Here is a 24,139-nt window from a genome sequence, read left to right on the forward strand (position 1 = left end):
AAACAGTGAATTCATATGGTTTTATTGAAACAAAAGGCTTTGTAGGAAGCGTTGAGGCGGCTGACGCCATGGTGAAGGCAGCAAATGTTGAATTGGTGAGACAACTTGAAATCGGCGGAGGCTACGTTACCGTTATTATCAAGGGTGATGTAGGAGCCGTTAAGGCAGCAGTTGATGCCGGTGCAGAAGCAGCTCAAAGAGTTGGAGAGGTTGTATCAGTACATGTAATTCCAAGGCCAAACGAAGGATTGCTTGAGATGTTTTTACCTGAAGCAGAATAATCAACAATAGCTCTATACAATAAGAAAGGGGTATTATGAGGTGAAAAAGTTTTATACCGCACATGATGTAGATTTTTATGCTGCTAAGGGTGAGAGCATAATTGAGATGAACAGAGAAGATGTTATCACCTCTGTTGCCAAAGAGGCAGCGCTAAAAAAAGGGATAAGATTTGTATACAAAGATGAGAACAACTATGCAGGAAGTGTAGAATTTGTAGTGCAGCCAGAATTTGCACGTGTATCGACACAGCCTACGCCACAGACGGCTTTTGAGCATATAGCCGGCAAATCTGAAAGAAGGAGCTATCCGCAGGTCAAAGCACTTCCCTATAAGGGACTAATCAGTGAAGCAGAAGTTGAAAGATGGAGAGAAGAGTTCCCAATTCTTAAAAATGTAGCCCATCTGGGAAACTGTTCACAAAGTGCTCAATCAAAGAGGGTTTTAGCCTCTATAAACAGATATCTTGAAAACTGGGGCGGCGTAGGAATGGACTGGGATTCATGGTGCCAAGAGGTTGATCAGGCAAAGGCTGAGTTTGCTAAATTAATAAATGCTGATCCTGATGATATCGCAGTGGCTTCTTCTGTTTCAGACCTGGTAAGCTCAATTGCAAACTCCCTTGACTATACAGGAAAGAGAAAGAAAGTTGTTGTTACAGATGCAGAATTCCCGACTGTTGATCATATATGGCTTGCAAACCAGAGACATGGAGCCAAGGTTGATTTTGTGTCTGTAGATGAAAAACATCAGATCGATATAAGCGAATATGAAAGATACATCGATGAAAATACATTATTAACATCCATTACACAGGTTTATTACTTAAATGGGTTTAAACAAGACATTGCAAAGATTGCCGAAATAGCTCACAGAAAAGGTTCGCTTATTTTGGTTGACTCTTATCAGAGTTTAGGCACAGATCCTGTAGATGTTAAGGCAATGAATATTGATATCTTGGTTTCAGGTTGCCTCAAATATTTATTTGGTATTCCGGGAATAGCCTTTATGTATATAAATAAAAAGCTTATTCAGGATTTAAAGCCTTCTGTGACAGGTTGGTTCGGACAAGCAAATCCATTTCTATTTCAGACAAGATACTTGGATTGGGCAAATAAAGCAAGCCGTTTCGATACGGGAACGCCACCTGTGCTTAATGCTTATGCTGTTAGAGCAGGCCTTGAAATCATTAATGAGGTTAATCCGGCAAGAATCAAAGATAGAATTGATATGCTCAGTGCTTATGCGCTAAACGGAGTTCTTGAAAGAGGGCTTACAACATTAAGTCCATTTGATGTAAGCGCGAAGGGCAGCACGACGGCTGTTGTCTGCGGACATAAGGTTGATTCGCATACCATGGAAGGTCTTTTGAGAAAGAAAAACGTTATTGGTTCAGGCCGGGGAGATGTAATCAGAATAGCACCTCACTTTTATACAAAACCAGAAGAAATTGACTATGCTTTAGATTGCATCAAGAGCATTCTGGATGGGAAGTAGGTGTTAGTATGTATATCTGTAAAGTTCAAGGTAAATTTGTTTCCACCATTAAGAATAAAGCTTTGATAGGCTATAGTATGGTAACTTTACAAAGACTAAATAAATCCGGAAATTTTACGGGCGAATTTATGGTGGCGGTTGATACTATAGGCTGCAGTGTGGGGGAAGTTGTTTTGGTAGCAACAGGCTCCGGTGCAAGAGCCGCGTTGGGTGACACTAATTCACCTGTGGATTTGGCGATTATAGGGATAGTCGATTCGTGTGATTTTATTAAACAGAGGGAGGAAATATGATATGAAATCAAAGGGATTTATTGAAACTAAAGGTTTGGTTGCAGCTATTGAGGCAGCAGATGCTATGGTTAAAGCAGCTAATGTTGAAATAATAGGGAAAAAGCTAATCGGAGGCGGACTTGTAACAGTAATAATCGAGGGTGATGTTGGGGCCGTTAAGGCCGCTGTTGATGCCGGTGCCGCTGCAGCTCAAAAGGTAGGAGAGCTTATAAGCGTTCATGTAATTGCAAGGCCAAACCCTGAAACAGAAGACTTTCTTAAATAATTAATTTTCGGCGGGATTATTGCGCTGTAGGAGAGGATTAGGCTATGAAAGAAAAATTAGATCTTAGAACCTTTATAATTGTTGATAATATGCAGCCACAGTATGCCGCTATTACAGGAACTGTTGCAAAGGGCGATATACCTTTGGCAGGCATGAGTGAACTATATATAGAATTAGCTCCTGGAAGCGGAGTTTACAATCTCCTTAATATAGCATTAAAGCAGACAAATGCCAAACCAGGCTTTCAGATAGTAGAAAGAGAATACGGTGAAATTGAACTTCACTCCTATTCGCCTGAGGATATAAAGCAGGCAGGACAGGCAATTCTTGATGCCTGCGGACTTGATATGACAGACAGAATAAAGCCAAGAGTTGTTTCCGAGCAGATTATTTCAAATACAGACCCTTACCAGGCTCAGCTTATCAATCGTGACGGACGATTAGGATCAATACTTGTTCCGGGGGAAAGTCTTTTTATAATGGAGGTTGAACCTGCAGCATATATTTCCATTGCTGTAAATGAGGCAGAGAAAAATGCTCAGGTTAAGGTTGTTACCTTCGATCCGGTAGGACGTTTCGGAAGGATGTATATTTCGGGCTCGGAGTCTGAGGTCAGAGCAGCGAGAGAAGCTGCGCTTGCTGCAATAGAAAATGTAGAAGGCAGGCAATAACCTATGGAACGCGACATTTTTGCATCATACATAAAAAGCTTGGCAGGGGTTGATCGCAAAGAAGAGGAAACAAAAACAAATTCTTCACAATCCGTATCTTTTTCAGAGGATAAAGAATCTATAAACATTCTAAGAGAAATAAGTTCAAAATTAGATAAGCTTGACAAATTAACTATATCCCAGCCTGTAGGAGCAGCACCTATAGCTGCTTCACAATTGCATACTACACCTTACAGTTCGGTTAATGTTGATATTGCAGTTATTAATGGCATGGTTGTCCTGCCGGACAACGGAATTTTTGCTATGAATGTATATATTAAGGATGGGAAAATTCATTCTATTGGAAACAACAATTCAATAACAGCGGCAAAAACAATTGATGCCGCAGGAAAGTATGTAATGCCGGGAATAATTGACCCTCATGTTCATTTGGGGCTTTTTGCTCCTTTTGAAACAGAAATTGTAACAGAAACAAAATCAGCTCTTATGGGTGGTATAACAACAATAGGCTGTTATTTTGGAGGAGAGAAATCACATTTCACATCCTTTCCCCAAATAATGGAGGATATTCAGAGGCTTTCCCATATAGACATTATCCCTCATCTGGTTATTTCAAATCATGAGCAAAAAAGTGAAATTCCCGATTATGTAAATCATCTGGGAATAACATCCTTTAAGATTTACATGAACGGTATTCCGGGACTTATCCCGGATGTGGATGACGGATTTATACTTGATGTTTTTGATGAAATCAAAAAGAGCGGTAAGAACTGTATGCTTTGCGCCCATGCTGAAAATCGTTACATTGTGAGACGTGCCAATGCTAATACAAGGGAAGAAAAGGGTGAAAACGCTACAGTTTTTGACTGGGCGGATACCCATCCGGACATGGCCGAAGAGGAAGCTGTAATCAGGCTTTCATATTTGGCTGAAAAGATCAAAGTTCCTGTTTATTTTGTGCATATGTCATCAAAGGCTGCTATCAACAGATTAAGAAATATCAAGCCCAAAAACAAATATGTTAATGTTGAGACAACAAGTCCATACCTTTCAATTGCAAAGCAGCATATTACAGGAAATGAGTTCAAAATGGAGCCGCCTTTCAGAGATGCTGAGGATATGGAAGAGCTTTGGAAGGCTTTAGAGGATGGGGTTGTTGATACTATAGGAACAGATAACGTAACTCAGACAAAAACAGAAAAAAACAACGATGCATCTATGTGGGAGGCAGTTCCCGGCTATCCCGCACTGGAAACTCATCTGCCGTCAGTGCTAAATGAGGGTGTTGTGAAAAGAGGAATACCTGTTGAAAAGGTTATTGCTCATATGACAAAGAAGCCCGCAGAGACCTTCGGAGTATATCCAAGGAAGGGAACAATACTTCCGGGAAGCGATGCAGATGTAGTAATAGTTGATATGAATATGGCAAAAGAGGTTAAAGCAGAGCAGTTGAATTCACGCTCAGACTTCTCAATTTTTGAGGGAAGAAGATTGCAGGGATGGCCTGTCACAACAATTAAAGATGGTAAAGTAGCTGTTGAAAATGGTGCCTTTGCTGAAAATCTTTCCACAGGAAAGTGCCTTATGAGATAAGCCAAGGGATTAAAAGGAGGTAATGACTTTGAAGGAAATAAGAATACACGGCAGAGGGGGAATGGGTTCTGTTAAAGCCGCTGAAGCATTGGTATATGCCGCTGTTATGGATGGTAAATATGGAAATTCTATTCCATTTTTCGGATTTGAAAGGCAGGGTGCTCCTGTTACTGCTTTCGTAAGAATCAGCTCGGACCCTATAAGACCAAAGAACAGAGTTTATAACCCTGATATAGTAATAGTTCTTGACCCTACTATCATGAATGCTGTTGATGTCTTTGAGGGAATTAAGGAGAACGGTACGCTGGTATTGAACACAACACATAAGCCTGAGGACTTAAAAATGCCTGAAAATGTTAAGACAGTTGCCCTTGTTGATGCCACGGCAATCGCTTTGCAAATTATTGGAAAGCCCATTACAAACACAGTTATGTTGGGCGCTTTCTGCAAGGCAACAGGACTTGTTTCAATTGATGAGATTGCCAAAAAGGTTGAGGAGCTTTGGGGGCACAAGAACAAAGAAGCTTTATACAAGGGCTATGACGAAGTCCAGGTTACAGAACTTTAATTAAGGGGAGAGAAAAATGCAGTTTAAAAGTAAATATATAGTTCCCATAGGAGCAGAAGGAATTCATGTTTTAAATACAGGTGACTGGAGAACACAGCGACCGGTTATGAATTATGACAAATGTATAAAATGCGGTATGTGCTTCTTATACTGCCCTGTTAACTCGATCAATAAAACTAATGGGAAGTTTGTAATTTCATATGATTATTGCAAGGGCTGCGGCATATGTGCCCATGAATGTCCTAAAAAGGCAATTGACATGGTACCGGAGGAGGGAAAATAAATGCAGAAATTAGACGTTTTAAATGGCAATAAGGCTGCTGCCATTGGGGCATCGCTTGCAAGACCCGGAGTTATTGCAGCTTATCCTATTACACCGCAGACACCTGTCGTTGAATACTTGACAGAGTTTGCTGCAAACGGTGAAATCGATGCGGCTATGAGTGAAGTTGAATCAGAGCTTTCAGCTATGAGCGTAGTTACGGGAGCATCACTTGCAGGCTCAAGAACATTTACGGCTACTGCTTCTCAAGGTCTTGCCCTTATGTATGAGCCGTATTTCAGAGCCTCTACATTAAGACTTCCTATAGTTATGGCGATAGTTAACAGAGAAATGATTTCTCCTCAGAGTGTCTGGGGCGGACAGCAGGATTCTATGAGTGTAAGAGATGCAGGCTGGCTTCAGGTTTATGCTGAGGATAACCAGGAAATCCTTGACCTTATTGTTCAGGCATTTAAGATTGCCGAGGATAAGAGAGTCCTTCTTCCCATAAATATATGCTTTGACGGTTTTTATCTTTCGCATATGACAGAAAAGGTTTTTATTCCTGAGCAAGAGAAGGTTGATGGATTTTTAGGCACATATAAGCCTGAGCATATTTTACTTGATCCTGAAAGGCCTATGGCTGTCGATCCTCTTACAAACGGTGATCTTTTAATGGAATACAGATATAAACATTTAAAGGCACAGCAAAATGCCCTTAAGGTTATTGATGAGGTTGATAGAGCATATGGAGAATTGTTCGGGAGAACATATGGCGGAGCAATTGAAGAATATAGAATGGAGGACGCCGAATACGCTATCGTAACAACAGGCTCTATGTCAGGTGCAGCTAAAGAGGCTGTTGACCTCAAGCGAGCAGAGGGCATCAAGGCAGGCCTTGTAAGGATGAGAATGATAAGGCCATTCCCTAAAGCCAGAGTTTGCAAGGCATTGGCTAGAGTCAGATCCTTTGGCGTTGTTGACAAGAACGTATCCTTTGGATGGGATACAGGTATTGTTTACCAGGAGATTAAATCAGCTCTTTATGAGGGTGACAATCATGTTCCTTCCGTTCCTATTATCGGAGGACTTGGAGGAGAGGACATCTCCATTAAAATGATGCTGGATACAATCGATGCTATTGTTAGAGCAGCAGAAGAGAAAAAGAATAGGGAAACTATCTGGCTGATGGTATAAGAGGGGTAGGTGCAGAGAATGAATTTAATAGATAAATTAGCCGCAATGGAGGATATGGTTTCACCGGGTATATCTGCCTGTGTAGGATGTAATGTTGAGTTAACATTAAGAACATGTATGAAGGTTTTGGGGCCAAACACAATTTATGCTGTACCGCCGGGATGTATGGGCGGCGTTGGTGTTGTAGGCTGGGATAAGGAATCAGGTTCAAAGATCCCTGTGTTTTTCCCGCTTTTGGATAATGTAGCTTCTATGCTTACAGGAATTAAAATGCATTATGAAAGGATTGGCAGAAAGGTTAATGTTGTTGCTTTCGCTGGTGATGGCGCAACAACTGATGCGGGTATGCAGTGCCTTTCAGGTGCGGCGGAAAGAGGAGATAAACTAATTTATATATGCTATGATAACGAAGGCTATATGAACACAGGTTATCAACGAAGCAGTGCTACTACAAAATATTCATGGACAACAACAACTCCTGTAAGTGATAAAGGCAGAGGCGGAAAGAGACAGCACAAGAAGGATTTTCCCATGGTTATGGCTATGCATGACATTCCGTATATGGCAACATGCTCACCGGCTTTTATTCCTGATATGGTTGCTAAGCTTGAAAAGGCCATAGAGGCTTCCCAAAGAGGTCTTGCATATATTCATGTGTATAATCCATGTCTTACTGGATGGGGAATTAAACCAGATACAAGTATTGAGGTTTCAAGACTTGCTGTTGAAACTAATTTTTTCCCGCTTTATGAGGTTATAGATGGCAAATTTTTTATTAATAAGGAATACAAGGAACCTAAGCCTGTTAAGGAATATCTTAAGCATATGAAGAAGTTCAAGCATTTGAACGATGATGAAATCGAGGAAATTCAGAAATTGGCAGACAAAAAGTGGCACAGGCTTAAACAGCTGGTTACTTTATAAGAAAGGATAAGCTGAATAATGAGTAATAATTTGGATGCTTTATTTAATCCCCGGAATATCGCGGTGGTTGGAGCGAGCTCTAACCCTCTCAAAGCGGGATATATAATACTTGATAATTTATTAAGCATTGGTTATCCGAAGAAAATATTTCCTATCAATGTTTCTGAAAAGGAAATATTGGGAATTAAATGCTATAAAAAGCTTTCAGAGGTAGAGGAAAAGGTTGAATTGGTTATTCTTATTACTCCTTCAGAAGTAATTTTTGACATTATGGCTGATTTGGAGATAAGAATGAAAAAGAAAAATGATGTTAAGGTTATCGTTTGTGCGGCAGCAAACTATGGAGAAACTAAGACTCCTGAAGGTATAAGAAGACAGGATTGCCTTATAAATACAGCAAAACGTTACGGCATACGTGTCGTGGGGCCTAATTGTATTGGTATTATCGACAATATTAATCGAGTTGACACAACATTTGTTGAGACTCTTTTGCCGAAGGAAAGCAGAGGTAAAAAGGGCGGAATAAGCTTCATTTCTCAAAGCGGCGCCCTAGCGGCCTCAATCCTTATGATGGGTGCTTCACAACCTGCACCTATTTCAATGAATAAGTTTATTTCAATAGGTAATATGGCTGATGTTGACTTCATAGATCTTCTTGAATATTTCGAGCAGGATGAAGATACAAAGGTTATAGGTATGTACATGGAGGGTTATCCTGATGGAAGAAAGCTTATTGATACTCTTGCAAGAATAGCCAAGAAAAAGCCTATTATTGTTCTAAAAGTAGGCAGAAGCGAAATCGGTGCTAAGGCGGCTAATTCTCATACAGGCTCATTAGCTGGTGCGGATGCGGTTTATGAGGCAGCTTTTCGTCAATATGGGATCATAAGAGTATATACAATAGAGGAAATGATGGATACACTGCAATCCCTTGATAGCGGAATTCTTCCTAAGGGCAATAATGTGTTTATTCTTACACAGGCAGGGGGGCCCGGTATTTATTGTACCGATGCCTATATGGACGAAAAGATATTAAAGCTCCCGGTGGTAGAGGAAAAGACAAAAAAGAAATTAACAGAAATTCTTCCGGATATGGCTAATGTCTGCTCACCGGAAGGCTATGCGGATATTACAGCGGCGGCTAATGTATATCATCATGTTGAGAGTCTTCGTACGGTTATGGATGATGACGGCGTTGACAGTGTTATATTTATAACTGTCGTGCCAACATTTCTTCCAAGGAAGGAACTGGCGGAAGGGCTTGTCAAGCTTTTGAAGAATGAGGGTTATGCGAAGAAAAAACCGGTTTATATTTGTATTATGGCGGGGAATTATGTTTGGGAGTGCAGAAAAATACTGGAGGAAAACGGTATCAGAACATATAATACGCCTGCACACTGCGTTAAGGCGGCGGCGCATATGGTTGAATATAAATGGTTTTTAGATAGCGTGAGAGGAGTGGAATAACATGAGTAAATTTTTAAATGAATTGGATGCAAGAAATCTTCTCTCTCAATATGAAATTTCTATGGCAAAAAGTTTCCTATCAAAAACAATTGAGGAAGCAAAGGAAGCTGCCCAAAAGCTTGAACTGCCTGTCGTTATGAAAATATTATCGTCAGATATTATACATAAAACAGAGGCAGGCTGTGTATTTGTAGGCGTTAAAACAGAGGAAGAGGTTGAAGAGGCTTTCACTAAAATATGTGATAATGCCAATCACTATAATCCAGATGCAAAAATTGACGGAGTTCTTATTCAGGAGATGGCACCTGCAGGGCTTGAGGCTATTATTGGTATGAAGAAGGATCCACAGTTTGGGCCTGTTATTATGGTGGGAAGCGGAGGAATTTATGTTGAGGTTTTCAAGGATGTTGCATTGAGACTCCTTCCTATTACAAGACTTGATGCAAGCAAAATGTTGACTGAAACAAAGCTTTCACAAATTATAAATGGTGCAAGGGGTACCGTTTATGACAAGGAGACTCTTATTAACACACTGCTGAAGTTATCAAATTTAATAATAGAAAATCCGACAATAGAAGAAATAGACATTAATCCTTTCTTTCTCTATGAAGAAGGTAAGGGCGCAAAAGGTGTAGATGCTCTTATAAAGCTGGCATAAGAGATTGTATGTTTTCAAACAAAGCTTCCTGCCGTAAATGCCGCTGTTTTTGCAAAGCTTACAACGGTTATATCTATTGCTGTGGAAGTTTTTATGGTACAGATATTTAAATAAACACTATACTTATTATTTAAATATTATAGATTATTCAAATATTATGTAAATGTTTTATGTTTTGTAAAGTAGTTTACAGATTTTATAATTTCAATATCATATCATTAAGATTAATAAGGTGTATGGCGCCGTTCACTTTATTAATCCAAAGATACTGATAATCATTATTTAATGAACGGAGGAAATGATATGGATGAGCAGAAGCAGAGGTTAGAATTTAGAGGAACAAATCTACTATCACTTATCCCACTTATTATTTTTGTGGTATTCTGTGTAGCATTCTTCGTTGTTTTTAAAGTATTTGAAATGGAAGCTCTATGCATGGGCGGTATTATTGCTCTTATTATCGGAAGCCTTTTCTCCAAAGACTGGGCGAAATATTGGGAAGCGGTTGTTAATGGCATGGCTTCTCCAATGATGAATACACTCGCACTTATTCTTTTAGTAGTCGGAGTTTTTGCAAAGCTTATGTCAAGGGGTGGTGTTGCCCAGGGTTTCGTTTGGCTTGGTAACTCCATGGGACTTCAGGGAGGAATGTTCGTTGTATTTACATTTGTTGCCACAAGTATTATTTCTATGGCCACAGGGACATCAATAGGAACTCTTTTCTCAGGCTTTCCGATCTTATATCCGTCAGGTATCCTTTTAGGTGCCCATCCGTTATATCTTGCAGGTGCTATTTTAAGCGGTGCAATTTTTGGCGATAACGTAGCTCCTATCTCAGATACGACTATTGCGTCAGCAACATCACAGAGATATTTACATAAAGAAGGAACAGCAGACATTGGCGGTGTTGTGGCAACAAGAATGAAATATGCCTTAGCCGCAGGTCTTATCGCGTGTGTATTATTCTATTTCATGGGTAATGCAGGCGAGGCTAACATTGCAGGGAAAGAAATTCTTATGCAATATATGAATCCAAAGGGTCTGATAATGCTAATTCCTGTTGTTGTTCTATTAGCAGTTGCAGTTATTAAAAGAGACATTTTCATTGCTATTACATGGGGTATTATTTCAGGTACAGTTATAGGTCTTATAACGGGAATTATAGGATTTAAAGATATTATATCCGTTGAAAACGGAGCATTGCAGGGTTTCGCTATTGATGGTATTAAAAATATGCTTGGTACAGTTGGCTACCTATATGCAGTTGCAGGTATAATGGGCGTACTAAACGAAAGCGGTACCATGGATAAGATTATTGAAGGCCTTTTAAACAGCAAGTTTAACAATACTGTTATAGGTTCAGAGTTTATTATAGGTATCGGTATCATGGTATCATCTGTATGTCTTGGTGCGGCTAACGGACCTGCAATAATCATGTTCGGACCGATTGCAGATAAAATCGGCCAGTCTAGAGAGCTCCATCCATACAGGAGAGCTAATCTTCTTGATGGTTTTGCAAGTACATTACCGGTTATAATTCCTTTTACAAGCTCTTTCATATTTATTGTTATAACTTGTGTAAATGGGCTTATAGCTGATTATAGCTTCATTAAAGCTATTAACCCAATGCAACTTTCGTTTGCTTCATTTCACTGCATAACTTTATTCTTTGTGCTTGTATTTTCGGTTATTACAGGATGGGGACGTGAATATGAAGGTTCAAAAGGTGAAGCTATAAAGAAGCAACAACAATTATCAAATAGTGTTAATATTTAACGTTCGATATATAATCTATAATAAATTCTATATTTGTATGTCGCCGCTTTTTATAAAGAATAGCTTATAAGCTTATATAAAAAACTATAGACTAGAAACTTTTAAAGAGTGCCTAGTCTATAGTTTTTTACATAAGCAGATATTTTGGGACATAAGCTTAGCGGATATTACATTGAACACTATAATAATTATAGGAATCAGTTAATTATGTTGTCCTCTCATATATATCTCTAAGCTTCTCGCCGGTCACTGCTTTTTTGCAGCTCTGGCACAAAGCTTCAGCCCAATCGTCTCCCAGTTTTTCACGGTTATACTCAAGCTGCTCTTGTGTGGCAAAGGGCTTGCCGCATTTTTTGCATCTCACAAGATGGAAGCTTTTATTCCATATGGTGCGTATGCCTTCATCTTCCTTCATCTTAATGGCATCGGTAGGGCATACATAGGCGCAGGAGCCGCAGCCTATGCATTCAGCGGAAGGCTCATCATAAGGGGTAGACACCTTCTTTGTCACGCCTCTGTTGGTCGTTGATATGGCACTGCTTCCCATCTCATCACAAGCTTTGACGCATAATCCGCAGAGTATGCAGTGCTCGTCTTTATCTCCCGAAAATCTTATGCTATCCGGCACCCCGTATTCTTTGCGCAGCCTGTTTATGGTTTCATCCTCAGGAGCTCTGGCATAAAGCAGCATGAGGAGATTCTTCCTTATGGATTTAATTTTATCCGAATGAGTAAGCACCTCTATCTCACCTTTTACCGGATATATGCAGGAAGCGACAACACTGCTTCTGCCTCTGTCCGCTATTTCCACCATGCACAACCTGCAGCTCCCGAGTCCTGGCAGGGCATCGCTGTGGCATAAAGTAGGTATGTGAATATTGTTTCTCCTTGCAATCTGAAGCAGCATTTCCCCTTTTTGGGCTTCGCATGCTATGCCGTCTACTGTAATCTTCATGCCCGCACCTCCTTTTTGACCCTTACCGCATTGAACCTGCATATATCCATGCAGCTGCCGCATTTTATACAGCAGGCTTCATCCAAGCGGTGTGCCTTCCCTCGCTCTCCGGATATGGCTGAAGCCGGGCAATTCTTTGCACACACTCCGCAGCCTTTGCACAGCTTTTCATCGATCTCATAAGCTGTGAGGCCGGGACACACTCCTGCAGGGCATCTTTTTTCCTTTATATGAGCCAGATATTCATCCTTGAAATACTTTAATGTGGTCAGCACAGGATTAGGAGCTGTTTTTCCCAATCCACAGAGAGAAGCCTCCTCCACAGTATGGCATAAGCTCTCCAATAGCTCCAAATCCTCCTCGCTGCCTTTGCCGGCGCAGATATCCGAGAGAAGCTCAAGCATCCTTTTTATGCCTTCCCGGCAGGCAACGCATTTGCCGCAGGATTCCTCGGATAGAAAGTTGAGATAATATCTTGCCACATCCACCATGCAAGTCCTCTCATCCATGACTATTATGCCGCCTGAGCCCATCATGGAGCCTGCATCCTTCAATGTATCAAAGTCCACAGGAAGATCAAGGAGATTTTCCGGTATGCAGCCTCCCGAAGGACCGCCGCTTTGAACGGCTTTAAATCTCTTGTCTCCGATTACTCCTCCGCCGATTTTAAATACAAGCTCCCTCAGTGTTGTACCCATAGGAATTTCCACAAGCCCCGTATTCTTTACCTTGCCTACCAACGAAAATACCTTTGTGCCCTTGCTGCTTTTTGTACCTATGGAGCTAAACCACTCAGAGCCCTTAGTTATTATCTCGGGGATATTTGCCCAGGTCTCCACGTTATTGAGCACGGTAGGCTGCCCCCATAATCCTTTTTCCACAGAGTGTATATATTTAGCCCTGGGCTCACCTACATTTCCCTCTATAGACTGCATTAATGCAGTGGATTCGCCGCAGACAAAGGCTCCTCCGCCTCTTACTATTTGTATATCGAAATCAAACCCGCCGCCCATGATGTTATTGCCCAGGAAACCTCTTTCTCTTGCCTGCCTTATGGCGGCATTCATATTCTTGAGGGCCAATGAGTACTCATCCCTGATATATATGAATCCGCTGTTTGATTTTATGGCATAGGCGCATATAGTCATCCCCTCTATTACCGTATTGGGATCGCCTTCCATTATGCTCCTGTCCATGAAGGCTCCCGGGTCTCCCTCATCTCCATTGCATACCACATACTTTGGGAAGCTGTCTATACTGTCACACTGTCTCCATTTTCGCCCTGCAGGAAAGCCGCCTCCGCCTCTGCCCCGCAATCCGGATTTCTCAACCTCCGAGATCACTTCCCCGGGTGTCATCTGAAACAGCGCTTTGCTCAGTGCCTCATATCCTCCGCGCTCAATGTAATCATCTATGCTTGCAGGGTCAATTTCCCCTATATTCCTTAAAGCGATTTTCTGCTGGGATTTATAAAAATCGGTTTCCTTATGAGAAGTCACTTTTTTACCCTTTGCAGTATCAAAGATCAAAAGCCTGTCTACTATCTCACCGTTGATCAAGGTCTTTACGACGATTTCTTCCGCATCTTTTGCTTTAACCCTGCTGTAGCAGATATCGTCAGGCTGGATTTTCACCAGGGGCCCTTTTTCACATAATCCATTGCAGCCGGTAGCCTTTATGGAAGTTTTTACTTCTGCATCTAGCTCATACTTTTCTATGAACCTTTTTAGCTTCTCATATACTTCCATACTATTGTTTGCCAGGCATCCTGTGCCGCAGCAGACAAAGATCGTTCTACTCACCGCTCGCACCCCCGTATTCCTTCAAAATCTCTCTAACCATGGAGGAAGTGAGCTTGCCATAGTATTTGCCGTTTATCACCATGACGGGAGCTATGGCACAAGAGCCAAGGCAGTTTACGGTTTCCAAGGAAAACTTTCCGTCTTTTGTGGTCTCCCCCGGCTTTATGCCAAGGGTGCTCCTGATCTCATCCAATAAGCTTTTGGATGACCTGATATGGCATGCAGTGCCGTCACAGACCTTTATTATATTCTCCCCCTTGGGCGTCAGGCTTAAAGCCTTGTAAAAGGTGGCCATGCTGTACAGCCTTGAGAGAGGGATGTCAAGATATCCGGAAAGCTCAACGAGCTTCTCCTTGGGAATATAGCCGTATTCCTTCTGAATATCCTGCAGTATAGCTAATGTAAATCTTTTCTCCTTTGGGTATTTGTCAAACAAAATTCATCACCGCCAATACAAAAAAATGTAAACATTAACCCCCGGCGACCACCGGGAATATGCTTATTTCATCCTCAGGGCTGAGCAAGGTGTCGAGCCCCTGGAGATGGACAATGTTCCTGCCGTTGACTAAAATGATTATCTCGCTGCTGAGGCTGTCATTTTTGAATATTTTATTTCTAAACTTCAAACCATGCTTTTCACAAAGCTTAATAAGAAGAGTTTTTAATGTATGGCAGTGTTCTATTTGAATCTCCTTTGTGCCTGTATAATCTCTTATATACGCAAAATACTTTACCTTCATGAAAAATCCGCCCTTACATTATTTGTTAGGCTGCCGGTTGGTATGAATCTCCCGACAGCCTAAAACTACTTACTTTTATCTGATTGCCAATTCTTTCAGCTTTTCTTCTGTTGGTATGCTGTCTTCTCCCCAGCCTCTTACCTCATAATATTCCTTTAGCATAACATCCAGCTCATTTACCTTGCCCTTTGCAGGTCCGGAAGGGAGAGGTTCTTTAAGAAGTCTTTCAGGAAGTGTATCGTCCTCTTTTGTGAAGCCTGCTTCCAGATTAAATAGTTTTTCTAAGTTCCATATTCTTTCACCTATCTGCAATATTTCAGCATCTGAGCATTTCCAGCCCAAAGCTGTTCTAATCATTTCGGCTATCTCGGGAAGCCCTATACCAAAGGTAGTGAAAAGACATATGCCTGCAGAATCAACTACTGCAGTCAAATCCTGGAATGTCTTTAACCATGGAGCCTTATCGGTTGTTACTAAAGGATCAAGCTTAGCTGGTATTCCCAGTACCTCAGGGGATGTAAGATATCCCCTTACATGGCAGCCGCCGCGGTTTGAAGTAGCATATTCAAGGCCCATACCCTGTACTCCTCTGCCGTCATAAGCGGGCATTTCCTGCTTCTTTACGGACATTGAAAGCTCCGGATGACCATAAAGCTCCGCCATTCTATAGGAGCCCATAGCCATTGTATCACCGAAGCCCTCTCTCAAGCCTGTCATTCTGGTAAACTCTACGATTCCTTCATCATCTCCGAAAGGAAGATCTCTACCTAACTCTTCTCTGGTCAATATTCCTTTGTCATACAACTCCATTGCACAGGCTATAGTGGAGCCCATGGTTATGGGGTCAATGCCTAATTCATTGCATATGAAATTTGCCTTGCATATGGCTTCCAGGTTCCTGACACCACAATCTGCTCCGTAAGACCAGCCTGCTTCATACTCAGGCCCCTCACCAAAGCTTTTAAATTTGCCCTCCGGTATCCTGGTCACTCTGCCGCATCCCATATTGCAGCCGAAGCAGCCTTTATTTCTCACCAAATATTTTTCCGTCAAAGTCTCCCCTGCTGTCTCATCAGCATGCTCAAATATGCCGCCGTCTCTCCAGTTTCTAGTGGGAAGGGCACCGGATTGATTCAAAATATTGACAAGGACTTCAGTGCCATAGGCGGCTAAGCCTGCACCCGTAACGGGATGATCCTTCAGCATCGTTCTGCCTTTCTTGCATATATCAAGAAATTCCTTGGGTTTTGCAACCTCTACAGATTTTGAGCCCTTTACTGCTACAGCCTTAAGATTTTTTGAGCCCATTACGGCACCAAGGCCTGATCTGCCTGCAGCTCTATTTTTGTCATTCATGACCGTTGCGAATAGTACCAGCTTTTCTCCCCCGGGGCCTATACAGGCCACTCTTGCATCTTCGCCTGCTTCGCCGAGCAGCATGTCGGTAGTCTCAAACACGGTTTTGCCCCAAAGATGCTCAGCATTTCTTAATTCCACCTCATCATCATTTATGTATAGATAAACGGGCTTTTCTGATTTTCCTTCAAATATGATTCCGTCATAACCGGCATACTTCAGCTCGGGTCCGAAATGGCCTCCGGAATTGGAAGCTCCTATGGTGCCTGTCAGGGGAGCCTTGGCAACTACTTCATATCTGCCTGCAGAAGTAGCTAAGGTACCCGTCAGGGGGCCGGTCATGAATATGAGCTTGTTATCGGGGCTGAAAGGTTCAACCTTTGGATCAACTTCATTCATGAAATATTTTGTGCCTAAGCCTCTGGCACCAAGGTATTTCCTGGCATCCTCAGGATTAATGCCTTCTCTTTTAATGGTCTTGTCGGTCAAATTCACTCTGAGAAGTTTGCCTGTAAATCCAAACATTATTCATACACCTCCCCAAACAAATCCTTGAATCTTTCGCCGATCTTCCTCTTTTTATTAAGGTTTGCAGGTGTAGCTTCTTTGTACTGAATTGCTCCTGAGGGACAAAGCTCCGCACACTGCGGATTCCCTCCGCACAAGTCGCATTTGATCATTTTTTTCTCTTTCGGGCTATAGGTGATATTGCCCAATGGACATGCGCTTATGCACATCTTGCAGCCGATGCATTTTTGAACGTCGATTATGACTGCATCATTTTCCGCTTTTACGATTGCTCCTACAGGACAAACCTTCATGCAGGAAGGGTCTTCGCACTGCATGCACATGATGGGCACTGCTATTGCAGCCTCATCATAAGCCAGCACGGATACTGCAGCTTGCTTCGGATTAAACTCCTCCATCCTGTTGAAGGAGCAGATCAGCTCGCAGGTTCTGCAGCCGATGCACTTTTCCGGAGAAATCATTAATACTTTGCTCAATCCTTTACTGGACGCCGCATGGACGCCAGCTCCACCTCCTTTATTTAATTAAAAAAGCCCATCTGTTTTTGCACAAACTGCAACACAGATGGACTCCTTTGCACAACGGCAGGTATGGGCATTTCTACCCATGCCCTATCGTTCCAAAAACCTTAACCGGTCATATGGAATCGGAGTCGATATGAAATTTATAAGATATACATTTAATTTACTTATTCTACATGTATTAAACAACTCCTTCTAATATGACGAAAAACACAAAATATTTGCACAATTTATTTTAGAGGTTTTATATGGAGAACATATGGCTATGAAATAGTCGCAAAATTAGTAATTATATGTAGAAAAAGCCAAATCATTATGGTAATGTTTAGGTAGATGGACATGAGATTGGAAAAGATATCTGAAATATGACGAGATGTCGGGCATTCATGCCCAGGTTTGTTAGGGCAATTTTATTAGGTAGTTTATAGTACTGCGTAATTGTAAGAAATTGTTCAATGGAGATCCATGAGAGTTGAATCGAAGATTATACAAGGGAGAAATAGGTAGGTAATTAACAGTTAAGATAGTCCAGAGATGTGATGTCAAGTAGTGAAAATAAGAAATAATGAGATAATCTCATTACTCTAATAAAAGCAAAAGACACCTACCCAAGCCCTGCCTACTATGTTTTTTAAAACAGGGCAAAGCTTTGATCTGTGCATCCAGCGCTCTTATGAAGCTTATGGATATAGATAGCACCTGGTTGACAGAGTCATTTACTGTCTTGGGCAGACGGTAGGAACCTCTGGCAGCTGCCTGAATGAATTTAGCAACTTCATCAGGATTAGGAAAGCGATTTTTTCCTTTTTTTTAATGAAGTCAGTTAGTTCATCTAAATCCATGTAGGCCAGCTCGTCTGCGGAATCAAACTCTTCGTAGACAGCTAATGCAGTGGTGCTGAAAGTATCTGAGAATACTTTCTCCTGTGCCAAAGAAGAATACTTCATAAATAAATAGTTGAGGAAACGCTTTTTATCCTTGGTTTAGCTCTGAACAGCGAAGAAACGAGCACGTGTAAGGCTCTGCAAAACCTTGTAACGGTAATCGTCTGTATATACCTCATTGTTGATTCTTCCAAAGCGCAGGGCATCTGCAATTATGTAAGCATCCATAAACTTTTTAACCTGCTTGGGATTGAGTGAATCTTTTTATTGTATGGAGCAAGATTACCATTTTCCCTTAAGAAACAAACGAGGCTGTCACCATAGACGGAAGTAGCTTCTAATCCAATGATAAGATCTGTAAGGGATTCAGAAGTAATTGCAGAAACAATCCTATTGGATAATAATCTAGCGCCATCTAGACTATTTGAAACAGGAAAGCAGCTATGTTTTGTTCCATCAGGTTTCATGAAATAGACGACATTGGAACTGCTGCTAATATCAATACCGACGTAAAGTGGGTTCAATGTATCACCTTCTTTTGTTGCGTATTTAGTGTTCAATCGGCTTGATAATATCCATGCAAACGGTCAAGGTTCAACAGGAGGAAAAAGAACTATAACCTGATTGACACTAGGTCAATTATATCATGGGCATTAACAAGCTGATTGATATTGATTTAATCACATAAATTATTAAGATAAAAACGAACTTAATAGAAGAAGGAGGATTAGGGTTGATAAGTTTAGAGAAGAAGCAAACTGTTTTGCTTTCTATTGCTCCGATATTATGTATATCGATGTTGATTTTAATTCCTCTGCTTACCGTTGCAATAGGAAGAACAGCAGGGTATGTAGTAGGATTTTGTATATACTGGTTTATATTTTGCCTGCCTGTATCTGTGTATAACTCTAATGGATTAAGTAGTCTGGGAGGAATTTATACTCAAAAATCAAACATTCCCACTATAATGAGAAAGTTGTATTACTTATTGGCATTCATACCTTGTATTGCCACATTTTTTGTGGTATTTAAGGAATTGGCTTCAACAGCAGGATTACAAGTTTTATTTATTGCTCTATTATTTGCATTAATAAATGGAACTATTGAAGAAATGTTTTGGCGTGGAGCTTTTAATAAAGCTTTTAACAATAACATTATTTTAGCGTATATATATCCATCAATATTTTTTGGCATTTGGCATATATCATTATATTTGGCAAAAGGAATTGTATACGAAGGTGGATTTGTTTCATTAGTTGGCGGTTCTTTTTTCATGGGACTATTATGGGGATGGGTTGCATATAAAACCAATTCTATTAAAATTGTAACGATAGCTCACATAATTACAAATTTTTTTGCTTTTACAGGGCTTATTTTTCAAAACTGGTTCAAATAATTTTAGCTTACATCATTATTAGAATAATGTGAGCAAGCAATTTATATAATGGGAGGTGCGAAAGATTGAAAAACCTTATTCTCATAAATGGCACAATGGGTGTAGGAAAGACTGCAACAAGCAGAGAACTGCAAAACTTATTATCTAAATGTGTTTTTCTTGACGGCGATTGGTGTTGGGATATGTCGCCCTTTATTGTGACGGACGAAACTAAAAAGATGGTAATAGATAATATTACTCATCTATTAAACAATTTTATTTCCTGCTCAGAGTATCAAAATATTATTTTTTGTTGGGTAATGCATGAACAAAGCATTCTTGATGATGTGCTGTCCAGACTAAACAAAGATGATTGTACTGTATATAAGTTCTCTATCGTATGTTCTGAAAAGGCATTGATTGAAAGAATTAAAAAAGATATAGAACAGGGTATTAGGACGGAAGATATTATTGAGATAAGTGTGCCAAGATTAAGCAATTATTTTAGAATGGATAGTGAAAAAATAGATGTAAGCGAGATTTCTGCAAAACAGGCAGCAGAAATAATATATAAGCAGATTCCTAATAGTTAATGAATATGATTTCTGCTTATAGTAAAGCATTTTTTTATTACACTCAGCATAAATCAATTAGGGATGCCTAAGGGTGTGAGCACCACCAAGGGGTATTCCTTGTATGTCCGTCCAGTTCAGCAGCGTTGGAGATACCAGACGTTAGTGCACCAAGCAAAGCTTGGCGGTTCTGATAGAATGAAAGTTTCTATATGGTAAGGGCTAACCACCCACCAATAGCGCGTCTTGCGTCCTGTCTGGCAACTTGTTGTAAACGTAACGGAAGCCAACATGAAAAGGGCGATAAGGAAATAATAAAACGGGCAAAGCCTGATGCAGAAATGAGACCTGCTGAAGAGCCCGGTGCGATAATACCGCATGCCAGGATATGTGAGGGGGTAGCTAGGTAACTGGCTGTTCTACCTTAGCTTGCAAATATGTAGCTTTATTGGGTTATATTAGATATTAAGGAGAGTGCAATGTATGGACGAAATGACAAAGCAAAATTTAATCGAAAAAAATAAAAGAATAATAAATATGGTGATCGAGCGCGTCAAGAAAGATTTCCGGGACGATATTGCAATTATTGGTCTTACTGGTTCTTTTAGTACCGGAGATTTCCATGAAAAAAGTGATCTTGACCTAATCATAATAAACAATACTAAACGTGGATGGGAGATATCTTCTTGCTTCATCCTGGAAGATGTGGGATATGATATCTATTGTACGCCATGGGAAACCAGAATCGAAGCACAATCTAGTCTTAATAGCCCTATGATCTCGTGCTTAGTTGACCTTCAAATCTTGTATTGCGCAAAGTCGGAATATTTGGAAAGGTTTAATGCTTATAAGCAAAGAGCGCTAGATGCTCTTGCCGAGCCAATTGGGAATGAATGCATCGGACGAGCAAAAAAATATATTGATATTGCAAAGCAGGAATATACTAATACTTTGCTATCAGATAATGTAGGAGCTGTAAGGTATGCAGCAAGTGAGATTTTATATAATCTGATAAATGCTCTTGTAAGTTTAAATAATACCTATTTCAAACGAGGAATTAAAAGGTACATGGAGCAATTGGCTTCCTTTCGATATATACCTAATGATTTTGAAAAATTATACATGGCTGTAATTGACGCTAAGACTATTGAAGAAATACGCAATGTATCGTATAAAATGTTAAAAAGTATAGTTGAGTTATATGACAAGATGTATGATAAATTTGTAAAACGGCCTGTGCCTACATACGATAATCTTTGCGGTACTTACGAAGAATTATGGTGTAACTGTCGAAACAAGGTCATTGCAAGCACTGAGTCAAACGATAAATCCTATGCATATCATGCTGCAAGGGGAGCGCAGGAGTATCTAGACGAGATGGCAGAATATATAGGGACAAAAAAGTTTGATTTGATGCAGTATTTTGACCCGGATAATCTTCTATCATTCAAAGAAGCGTTCTTAAGCATAATGGAAGAGTATTTGGAAGAGTATAACAAGGTAGGACGTAAGGTAGAACAATATGATTCTTTCGAACAGCTATATGACAACTATATGCAGGCCTAAAACTTTTATTGCATGATGTAGTCTTAAAAAAGATGAAAAGTAAAGGGTGTGCCTTCTACACGCACTCTGAGTAAGCGGGGTCTCACCCATCCGATAACATGTATATTCCTGCAAGGGTGCGGGGGGAAATGCTCTGGGGTGTGAACGCACTACACCTGCGATACTGAGGAGCATTGCTCTAAGGCTAAGGCATGTCGGTTATGCAACGACGGTAAGTGAAAGGCAAAAGAAATTTAGTGAGCACTCGATAACAGTAGTTTCATGAGTAATAGGTTAGCCTATTATCTAAGGAAAGTTAAAGGGAGGAGAGTTAAATGATAAACGGAATCAACCATATAACATTTGCAATTCTGGATTTAGAAAGATCTTTAAATTTCTATGTCAATTTGTTAGGACTTAGATTAATTGCAAAATGGGATAAAGGAGCATATTTATTAGCTGGAAATCAGTGGATTGCTTTAAATGTTGATGAGGTGAGAATTGCAGTGCCAACAGGAGATTATTCACATATTTCATTTAATGTTCCATCTTCTGATTTTCAGAGTTTGAAAGAAAAGCTTGAAGAGGCTGGGGTGAGGTCTTTTAAAGAAAATACATCTGAGGGAGAATCTTTTTATTTTCTTGATCCAGATGGGCACAAACTAGAACTACATTACAATACTTTAGAAGATCGATTGAAATGGGCGAGAGAAAATGATTGGCCGACATTTAAACTTGTATAAGAAGAGTTGAAAAGAATGATTTTAATAGACTAAAGAGTTATCAGGTCGTCACAAACGAGCAAGAATATGTACTTAATGCTAACCAAATTGAGATGCTGAAAACACTGATTTTGGAATCTGATTTTACCAGAAAGTTAGCAACTATGGTAAGATTTGAAGATAAAGATATGTATACAATAATTATAAATGATAATGAGGCTGGTGTCTGGTTAAATATCCATTGTATTGGGAATGAGTGGATTTCAATTGCAAATCAATTTAACGGAAAACATCTAAGAATAAATAACCCAAATTGGAAAAACACTCTTGAAGAAATAATATGTCAACATACATGCCTTAACCAAGCGGAGCCGCTCTAAGGCTCAGGCGTGTTCATCATGCCAGTCCGTTATGTAACATAGGATTGCGGTTTATGATTTTTTATTAAGAAGTGTTTGACTAAGGGGGTAAATTGGATGGAACAAAGAGAACAATTACTTATCGACCTGCAGAGAATAAAGAAGAATCAATATAAACTCAATAAAGGAGAAAAAGCAACTGATTATGTGTCTTCCATGCTTAACAATATCGGAGATCCAGATCCTGAATTACGTGATTTTCTAATATACAGGACTTTTTATCAATGGATTAGAGTAATAGATTATTTTAATGAAGAAGAGCTACGGTCTATATTATCTGTCGTACTAGATCAAAACCATTTATATTATAACCTTGGTAGTGAGGGGGATGATTCGGTATTTAAAAGATCATTTTCAGTCCTAGTTGTGGCTCTAATTCTAGAATACCATAGAAACAAATCTTTTTTATGTAATGAAGAGTTATTAAGCCTCAAAAATCATTTAATTAAATATTATCGCGAAGAGAAAGATTTGCGTTCATATGTCAACGTAAAAGGATGGGCTGATGCAGTTTCACATGGTGCAGATGCATTGGATGAATTAATTGCTTGTAAGGAATGTAATGAACAAATTTGTTATGAAGTTCTAGAGGAAATTAAAAGGAAATTACTAAACGGAAGATACTCTTTTCATCAAGAAGAGGACGAGCGTTTAACATGTGTAATTATTAGAATTATTAAATCTCAATCTCTATCAAATGAATCTATAAATAAGTGGATTGATGATTTGGTGAGTGAACGAGAAAGTATGAATAATCGTATTACACGAATTAATATTAAAAATTTCATTAGAAGTCTTTATTTTAGGCTAATGCACTTAGAGGCTAATTCAAATTTAATTGATAAAGTCTTTCACGGTGAAACAAAGTTAAACACTTTTCTATAAATTAAAACTAAAAAGGATAATTAAACACTATTAAAATAACTTTTCCGGTATCTACGTCAATAACAGTATATCCGCGTACCAGTACGGTGGGTTAGAGCAAGAAGCGTGCGTGCCTTTGCCGGACGTTATCTTTAATATGGCGAGGTGTCGGGCATCCATACCCGGATTTGTTAGGAAGATTTTTTCCATGGCTGTAAAATAAGACGAAATAGAAGTTATTTATATTTTGTGGGAGGAATTACCACGACATGGAAGATAGGTATAATATGTGCAGGAGATAGAGAGATTTTCAAGGAGCACCATACTAAAGATAACAATGCATCTCTACAAGGGCGCATAGAGTTGGGGCAAGAAGTAGGCGCGCCATATTGCTTCACCGGGCACG

General features: G+C 40.0%; 26 protein-coding genes and 1 riboswitch. Of the genes, 18 read left to right on the forward strand and 8 right to left on the reverse strand.

Going from position 1 to position 24,139, the window contains the following annotated elements; translation table 11 throughout:
* Positions 1-5: 5 nt before the first annotated feature.
* The 13 genes from AC4HCY_RS03250 (at position 6) to AC4HCY_RS03310 (ending at position 11,450) form a co-directional block, all read left to right on the forward strand.
* On the forward strand, positions 6-281 hold the full coding sequence (locus AC4HCY_RS03250) for a BMC domain-containing protein (protein WP_255227700.1): 276 nt from the start codon (positions 6-8) through the stop codon (positions 279-281).
* A 40-nt stretch (positions 282-321) separates the two neighbouring features.
* On the forward strand, positions 322-1,776 hold the full coding sequence (locus tag AC4HCY_RS03255; RefSeq protein WP_323431347.1) for an aminotransferase class V-fold PLP-dependent enzyme: 1,455 nt from the start codon (positions 322-324) through the stop codon (positions 1,774-1,776).
* Positions 1,777-1,784: 8 nt separating this feature from the next.
* The gene (locus AC4HCY_RS03260) at positions 1,785-2,069 is read left to right on the forward strand and encodes a EutN/CcmL family microcompartment protein (protein WP_323431346.1); all 285 of its coding nucleotides are present in this window, start codon (positions 1,785-1,787) and stop codon (positions 2,067-2,069) included.
* A 1-nt stretch (position 2,070) separates the two neighbouring features.
* The gene (locus tag AC4HCY_RS03265) at positions 2,071-2,334 is read left to right on the forward strand and encodes a BMC domain-containing protein (protein ID WP_323431345.1); all 264 of its coding nucleotides are present in this window, start codon (positions 2,071-2,073) and stop codon (positions 2,332-2,334) included.
* 44 nt (positions 2,335-2,378) lie between these two features.
* Positions 2,379-3,005, forward strand: a complete 627-nt coding sequence (locus tag AC4HCY_RS03270) for a BMC domain-containing protein (protein WP_255227704.1) — start codon at positions 2,379-2,381, stop codon at positions 3,003-3,005.
* A 3-nt stretch (positions 3,006-3,008) separates the two neighbouring features.
* Complete coding sequence (locus AC4HCY_RS03275) at positions 3,009-4,598, forward strand: dihydroorotase (protein WP_491095368.1); 1,590 nt, start codon at positions 3,009-3,011, stop codon at positions 4,596-4,598.
* A gap of 61 nt (positions 4,599-4,659) precedes the next feature.
* Complete coding sequence (locus AC4HCY_RS03280; protein WP_491096073.1) at positions 4,660-5,166, forward strand: 2-oxoacid:acceptor oxidoreductase family protein; 507 nt, start codon at positions 4,660-4,662, stop codon at positions 5,164-5,166.
* A gap of 16 nt (positions 5,167-5,182) precedes the next feature.
* A complete protein-coding gene (locus AC4HCY_RS03285) occupies positions 5,183-5,449 on the forward strand; it encodes a 4Fe-4S binding protein (RefSeq protein ID WP_323433191.1) in 267 nt (88 codons plus the stop codon).
* Entirely contained in the window at positions 5,450-6,625 is a 1,176-nt protein-coding gene (locus AC4HCY_RS03290) for a transketolase C-terminal domain-containing protein (protein ID WP_323433190.1), read from the forward strand.
* Positions 6,626-6,643: 18 nt separating this feature from the next.
* Positions 6,644-7,549 (forward strand): thiamine pyrophosphate-dependent enzyme, encoded by a 906-nt coding sequence (locus AC4HCY_RS03295; protein ID WP_323433189.1) that lies wholly within the window; start codon positions 6,644-6,646, stop codon positions 7,547-7,549.
* Positions 7,550-7,567: 18 nt separating this feature from the next.
* On the forward strand, positions 7,568-9,016 hold the full coding sequence (locus AC4HCY_RS03300) for an acetate--CoA ligase family protein (protein WP_323433188.1): 1,449 nt from the start codon (positions 7,568-7,570) through the stop codon (positions 9,014-9,016).
* 1 nt (position 9,017) lies between these two features.
* Positions 9,018-9,674, forward strand: a complete 657-nt coding sequence (locus AC4HCY_RS03305) for an acetate--CoA ligase family protein (RefSeq protein WP_323433187.1) — start codon at positions 9,018-9,020, stop codon at positions 9,672-9,674.
* A 303-nt stretch (positions 9,675-9,977) separates the two neighbouring features.
* Positions 9,978-11,450 carry a Na+/H+ antiporter NhaC family protein gene (locus AC4HCY_RS03310; protein WP_323433186.1) on the forward strand — a complete coding sequence of 491 codons (1,473 nt, stop codon included), beginning with the start codon at positions 9,978-9,980 and terminating at the stop codon, positions 11,448-11,450.
* A gap of 205 nt (positions 11,451-11,655) precedes the next feature.
* Here AC4HCY_RS03310 and AC4HCY_RS03315 read toward each other — a convergent pair whose 3' ends face one another.
* The 8 genes from AC4HCY_RS03315 to AC4HCY_RS03350 form a co-directional block, all read right to left on the reverse strand.
* A complete protein-coding gene (locus tag AC4HCY_RS03315; RefSeq protein ID WP_323433185.1) occupies positions 11,656-12,405 on the reverse strand; it encodes a 2Fe-2S iron-sulfur cluster-binding protein in 750 nt (249 codons plus the stop codon).
* A complete protein-coding gene (locus tag AC4HCY_RS03320; protein ID WP_323433184.1) occupies positions 12,402-14,207 on the reverse strand; it encodes an NADH-ubiquinone oxidoreductase-F iron-sulfur binding region domain-containing protein in 1,806 nt (601 codons plus the stop codon). The genes AC4HCY_RS03315 and AC4HCY_RS03320 overlap by 4 nt, the downstream gene beginning before the upstream one ends.
* The gene (gene nuoE / locus AC4HCY_RS03325; RefSeq protein ID WP_323433183.1) at positions 14,200-14,643 is read right to left on the reverse strand and encodes an NADH-quinone oxidoreductase subunit NuoE; all 444 of its coding nucleotides are present in this window, start codon (positions 14,641-14,643) and stop codon (positions 14,200-14,202) included. Before nuoE ends, AC4HCY_RS03320 begins: the two co-directional genes overlap by 8 nt.
* Before the next feature lie 34 nt (positions 14,644-14,677).
* Positions 14,678-14,947 carry a ubiquitin-like small modifier protein 1 gene (locus AC4HCY_RS03330; RefSeq protein ID WP_323433182.1) on the reverse strand — a complete coding sequence of 90 codons (270 nt, stop codon included), beginning with the start codon at positions 14,945-14,947 and terminating at the stop codon, positions 14,678-14,680.
* A gap of 75 nt (positions 14,948-15,022) precedes the next feature.
* Entirely contained in the window at positions 15,023-16,828 is a 1,806-nt protein-coding gene (locus tag AC4HCY_RS03335; protein WP_323433181.1) for an aldehyde ferredoxin oxidoreductase family protein, read from the reverse strand.
* Positions 16,828-17,307, reverse strand: a complete 480-nt coding sequence (locus tag AC4HCY_RS03340; RefSeq protein WP_323433180.1) for a 4Fe-4S dicluster domain-containing protein — start codon at positions 17,305-17,307, stop codon at positions 16,828-16,830. Before AC4HCY_RS03340 ends, AC4HCY_RS03335 begins: the two co-directional genes overlap by 1 nt.
* A gap of 77 nt (positions 17,308-17,384) precedes the next feature.
* Positions 17,385-17,495, reverse strand: a riboswitch (molybdenum cofactor riboswitch).
* 573 nt (positions 17,496-18,068) lie between these two features.
* Positions 18,069-18,284: a hypothetical protein gene (locus AC4HCY_RS03345; protein ID WP_323433179.1), complete on the reverse strand. Its 216-nt coding sequence runs from the start codon at positions 18,282-18,284 to the stop codon at positions 18,069-18,071.
* 164 nt (positions 18,285-18,448) lie between these two features.
* Complete coding sequence (locus AC4HCY_RS03350) at positions 18,449-18,703, reverse strand: hypothetical protein (protein WP_323433194.1); 255 nt, start codon at positions 18,701-18,703, stop codon at positions 18,449-18,451.
* A gap of 266 nt (positions 18,704-18,969) precedes the next feature.
* Between AC4HCY_RS03350 and AC4HCY_RS03355 the strand changes: the two genes are divergently transcribed.
* The 5 genes from AC4HCY_RS03355 to AC4HCY_RS03375 all read left to right on the forward strand — a co-directional run bounded on the left by AC4HCY_RS03355 (position 18,970) and on the right by AC4HCY_RS03375 (position 23,754).
* Complete coding sequence (locus AC4HCY_RS03355; protein ID WP_323433178.1) at positions 18,970-19,632, forward strand: CPBP family intramembrane glutamic endopeptidase; 663 nt, start codon at positions 18,970-18,972, stop codon at positions 19,630-19,632.
* Between the two features lie 65 nt (positions 19,633-19,697).
* Positions 19,698-20,204 (forward strand): AAA family ATPase, encoded by a 507-nt coding sequence (locus AC4HCY_RS03360; RefSeq protein WP_323433177.1) that lies wholly within the window; start codon positions 19,698-19,700, stop codon positions 20,202-20,204.
* A 462-nt stretch (positions 20,205-20,666) separates the two neighbouring features.
* The gene (locus AC4HCY_RS03365; protein WP_323433176.1) at positions 20,667-21,749 is read left to right on the forward strand and encodes a nucleotidyltransferase domain-containing protein; all 1,083 of its coding nucleotides are present in this window, start codon (positions 20,667-20,669) and stop codon (positions 21,747-21,749) included.
* Positions 21,750-22,063: 314 nt separating this feature from the next.
* Positions 22,064-22,471, forward strand: coding sequence for a fosfomycin resistance glutathione transferase (locus AC4HCY_RS03370; RefSeq protein WP_323433175.1), 408 nt, complete (start codon positions 22,064-22,066; stop codon positions 22,469-22,471).
* Between the two features lie 455 nt (positions 22,472-22,926).
* The gene (locus AC4HCY_RS03375; protein ID WP_323430992.1) at positions 22,927-23,754 is read left to right on the forward strand and encodes a DUF2785 domain-containing protein; all 828 of its coding nucleotides are present in this window, start codon (positions 22,927-22,929) and stop codon (positions 23,752-23,754) included.
* Positions 23,755-24,139 lie beyond the last annotated feature (385 nt).

The sequence above is a fragment of the Lutispora sp. QWL-02 genome, from assembly GCF_058315355.1.

Excerpts from the sequence above, each read along its gene's own strand:
- AC4HCY_RS03260 (WP_323431346.1), top strand. The coding sequence starts at position 1,785 with ATGTATATCTGTAAAGTTCAAGGTAAATTTGTTTCCACCATTAAGAAT.
- AC4HCY_RS03265 (WP_323431345.1), top strand. The coding sequence starts at position 2,071 with ATGAAATCAAAGGGATTTATTGAAACTAAAGGTTTGGTTGCAGCTATT.
- AC4HCY_RS03270 (WP_255227704.1), top strand. The coding sequence starts at position 2,379 with ATGAAAGAAAAATTAGATCTTAGAACCTTTATAATTGTTGATAATATG.
- AC4HCY_RS03275 (WP_491095368.1), top strand. The coding sequence starts at position 3,009 with ATGGAACGCGACATTTTTGCATCATACATAAAAAGCTTGGCAGGGGTT.
- AC4HCY_RS03280 (WP_491096073.1), top strand. The coding sequence starts at position 4,660 with ATGGGTTCTGTTAAAGCCGCTGAAGCATTGGTATATGCCGCTGTTATG.
- AC4HCY_RS03285 (WP_323433191.1), top strand. The coding sequence starts at position 5,183 with ATGCAGTTTAAAAGTAAATATATAGTTCCCATAGGAGCAGAAGGAATT.
- AC4HCY_RS03290 (WP_323433190.1), top strand. The coding sequence starts at position 5,450 with ATGCAGAAATTAGACGTTTTAAATGGCAATAAGGCTGCTGCCATTGGG.
- AC4HCY_RS03295 (WP_323433189.1), top strand. The coding sequence starts at position 6,644 with ATGAATTTAATAGATAAATTAGCCGCAATGGAGGATATGGTTTCACCG.
- AC4HCY_RS03300 (WP_323433188.1), top strand. The coding sequence starts at position 7,568 with ATGAGTAATAATTTGGATGCTTTATTTAATCCCCGGAATATCGCGGTG.
- AC4HCY_RS03305 (WP_323433187.1), top strand. The coding sequence starts at position 9,018 with ATGAGTAAATTTTTAAATGAATTGGATGCAAGAAATCTTCTCTCTCAA.
- AC4HCY_RS03310 (WP_323433186.1), top strand. The coding sequence starts at position 9,978 with ATGGATGAGCAGAAGCAGAGGTTAGAATTTAGAGGAACAAATCTACTA.
- AC4HCY_RS03315 (WP_323433185.1), bottom strand. The coding sequence starts at position 12,405 with ATGAAGATTACAGTAGACGGCATAGCATGCGAAGCCCAAAAAGGGGAA.
- AC4HCY_RS03330 (WP_323433182.1), bottom strand. The coding sequence starts at position 14,947 with ATGAAGGTAAAGTATTTTGCGTATATAAGAGATTATACAGGCACAAAG.
- AC4HCY_RS03335 (WP_323433181.1), bottom strand. The coding sequence starts at position 16,828 with ATGTTTGGATTTACAGGCAAACTTCTCAGAGTGAATTTGACCGACAAG.
- AC4HCY_RS03350 (WP_323433194.1), bottom strand. The coding sequence starts at position 18,703 with ATGAAACCTGATGGAACAAAACATAGCTGCTTTCCTGTTTCAAATAGT.
- AC4HCY_RS03365 (WP_323433176.1), top strand. The coding sequence starts at position 20,667 with ATGGACGAAATGACAAAGCAAAATTTAATCGAAAAAAATAAAAGAATA.
- AC4HCY_RS03370 (WP_323433175.1), top strand. The coding sequence starts at position 22,064 with ATGATAAACGGAATCAACCATATAACATTTGCAATTCTGGATTTAGAA.
- AC4HCY_RS03375 (WP_323430992.1), top strand. The coding sequence starts at position 22,927 with ATGGAACAAAGAGAACAATTACTTATCGACCTGCAGAGAATAAAGAAG.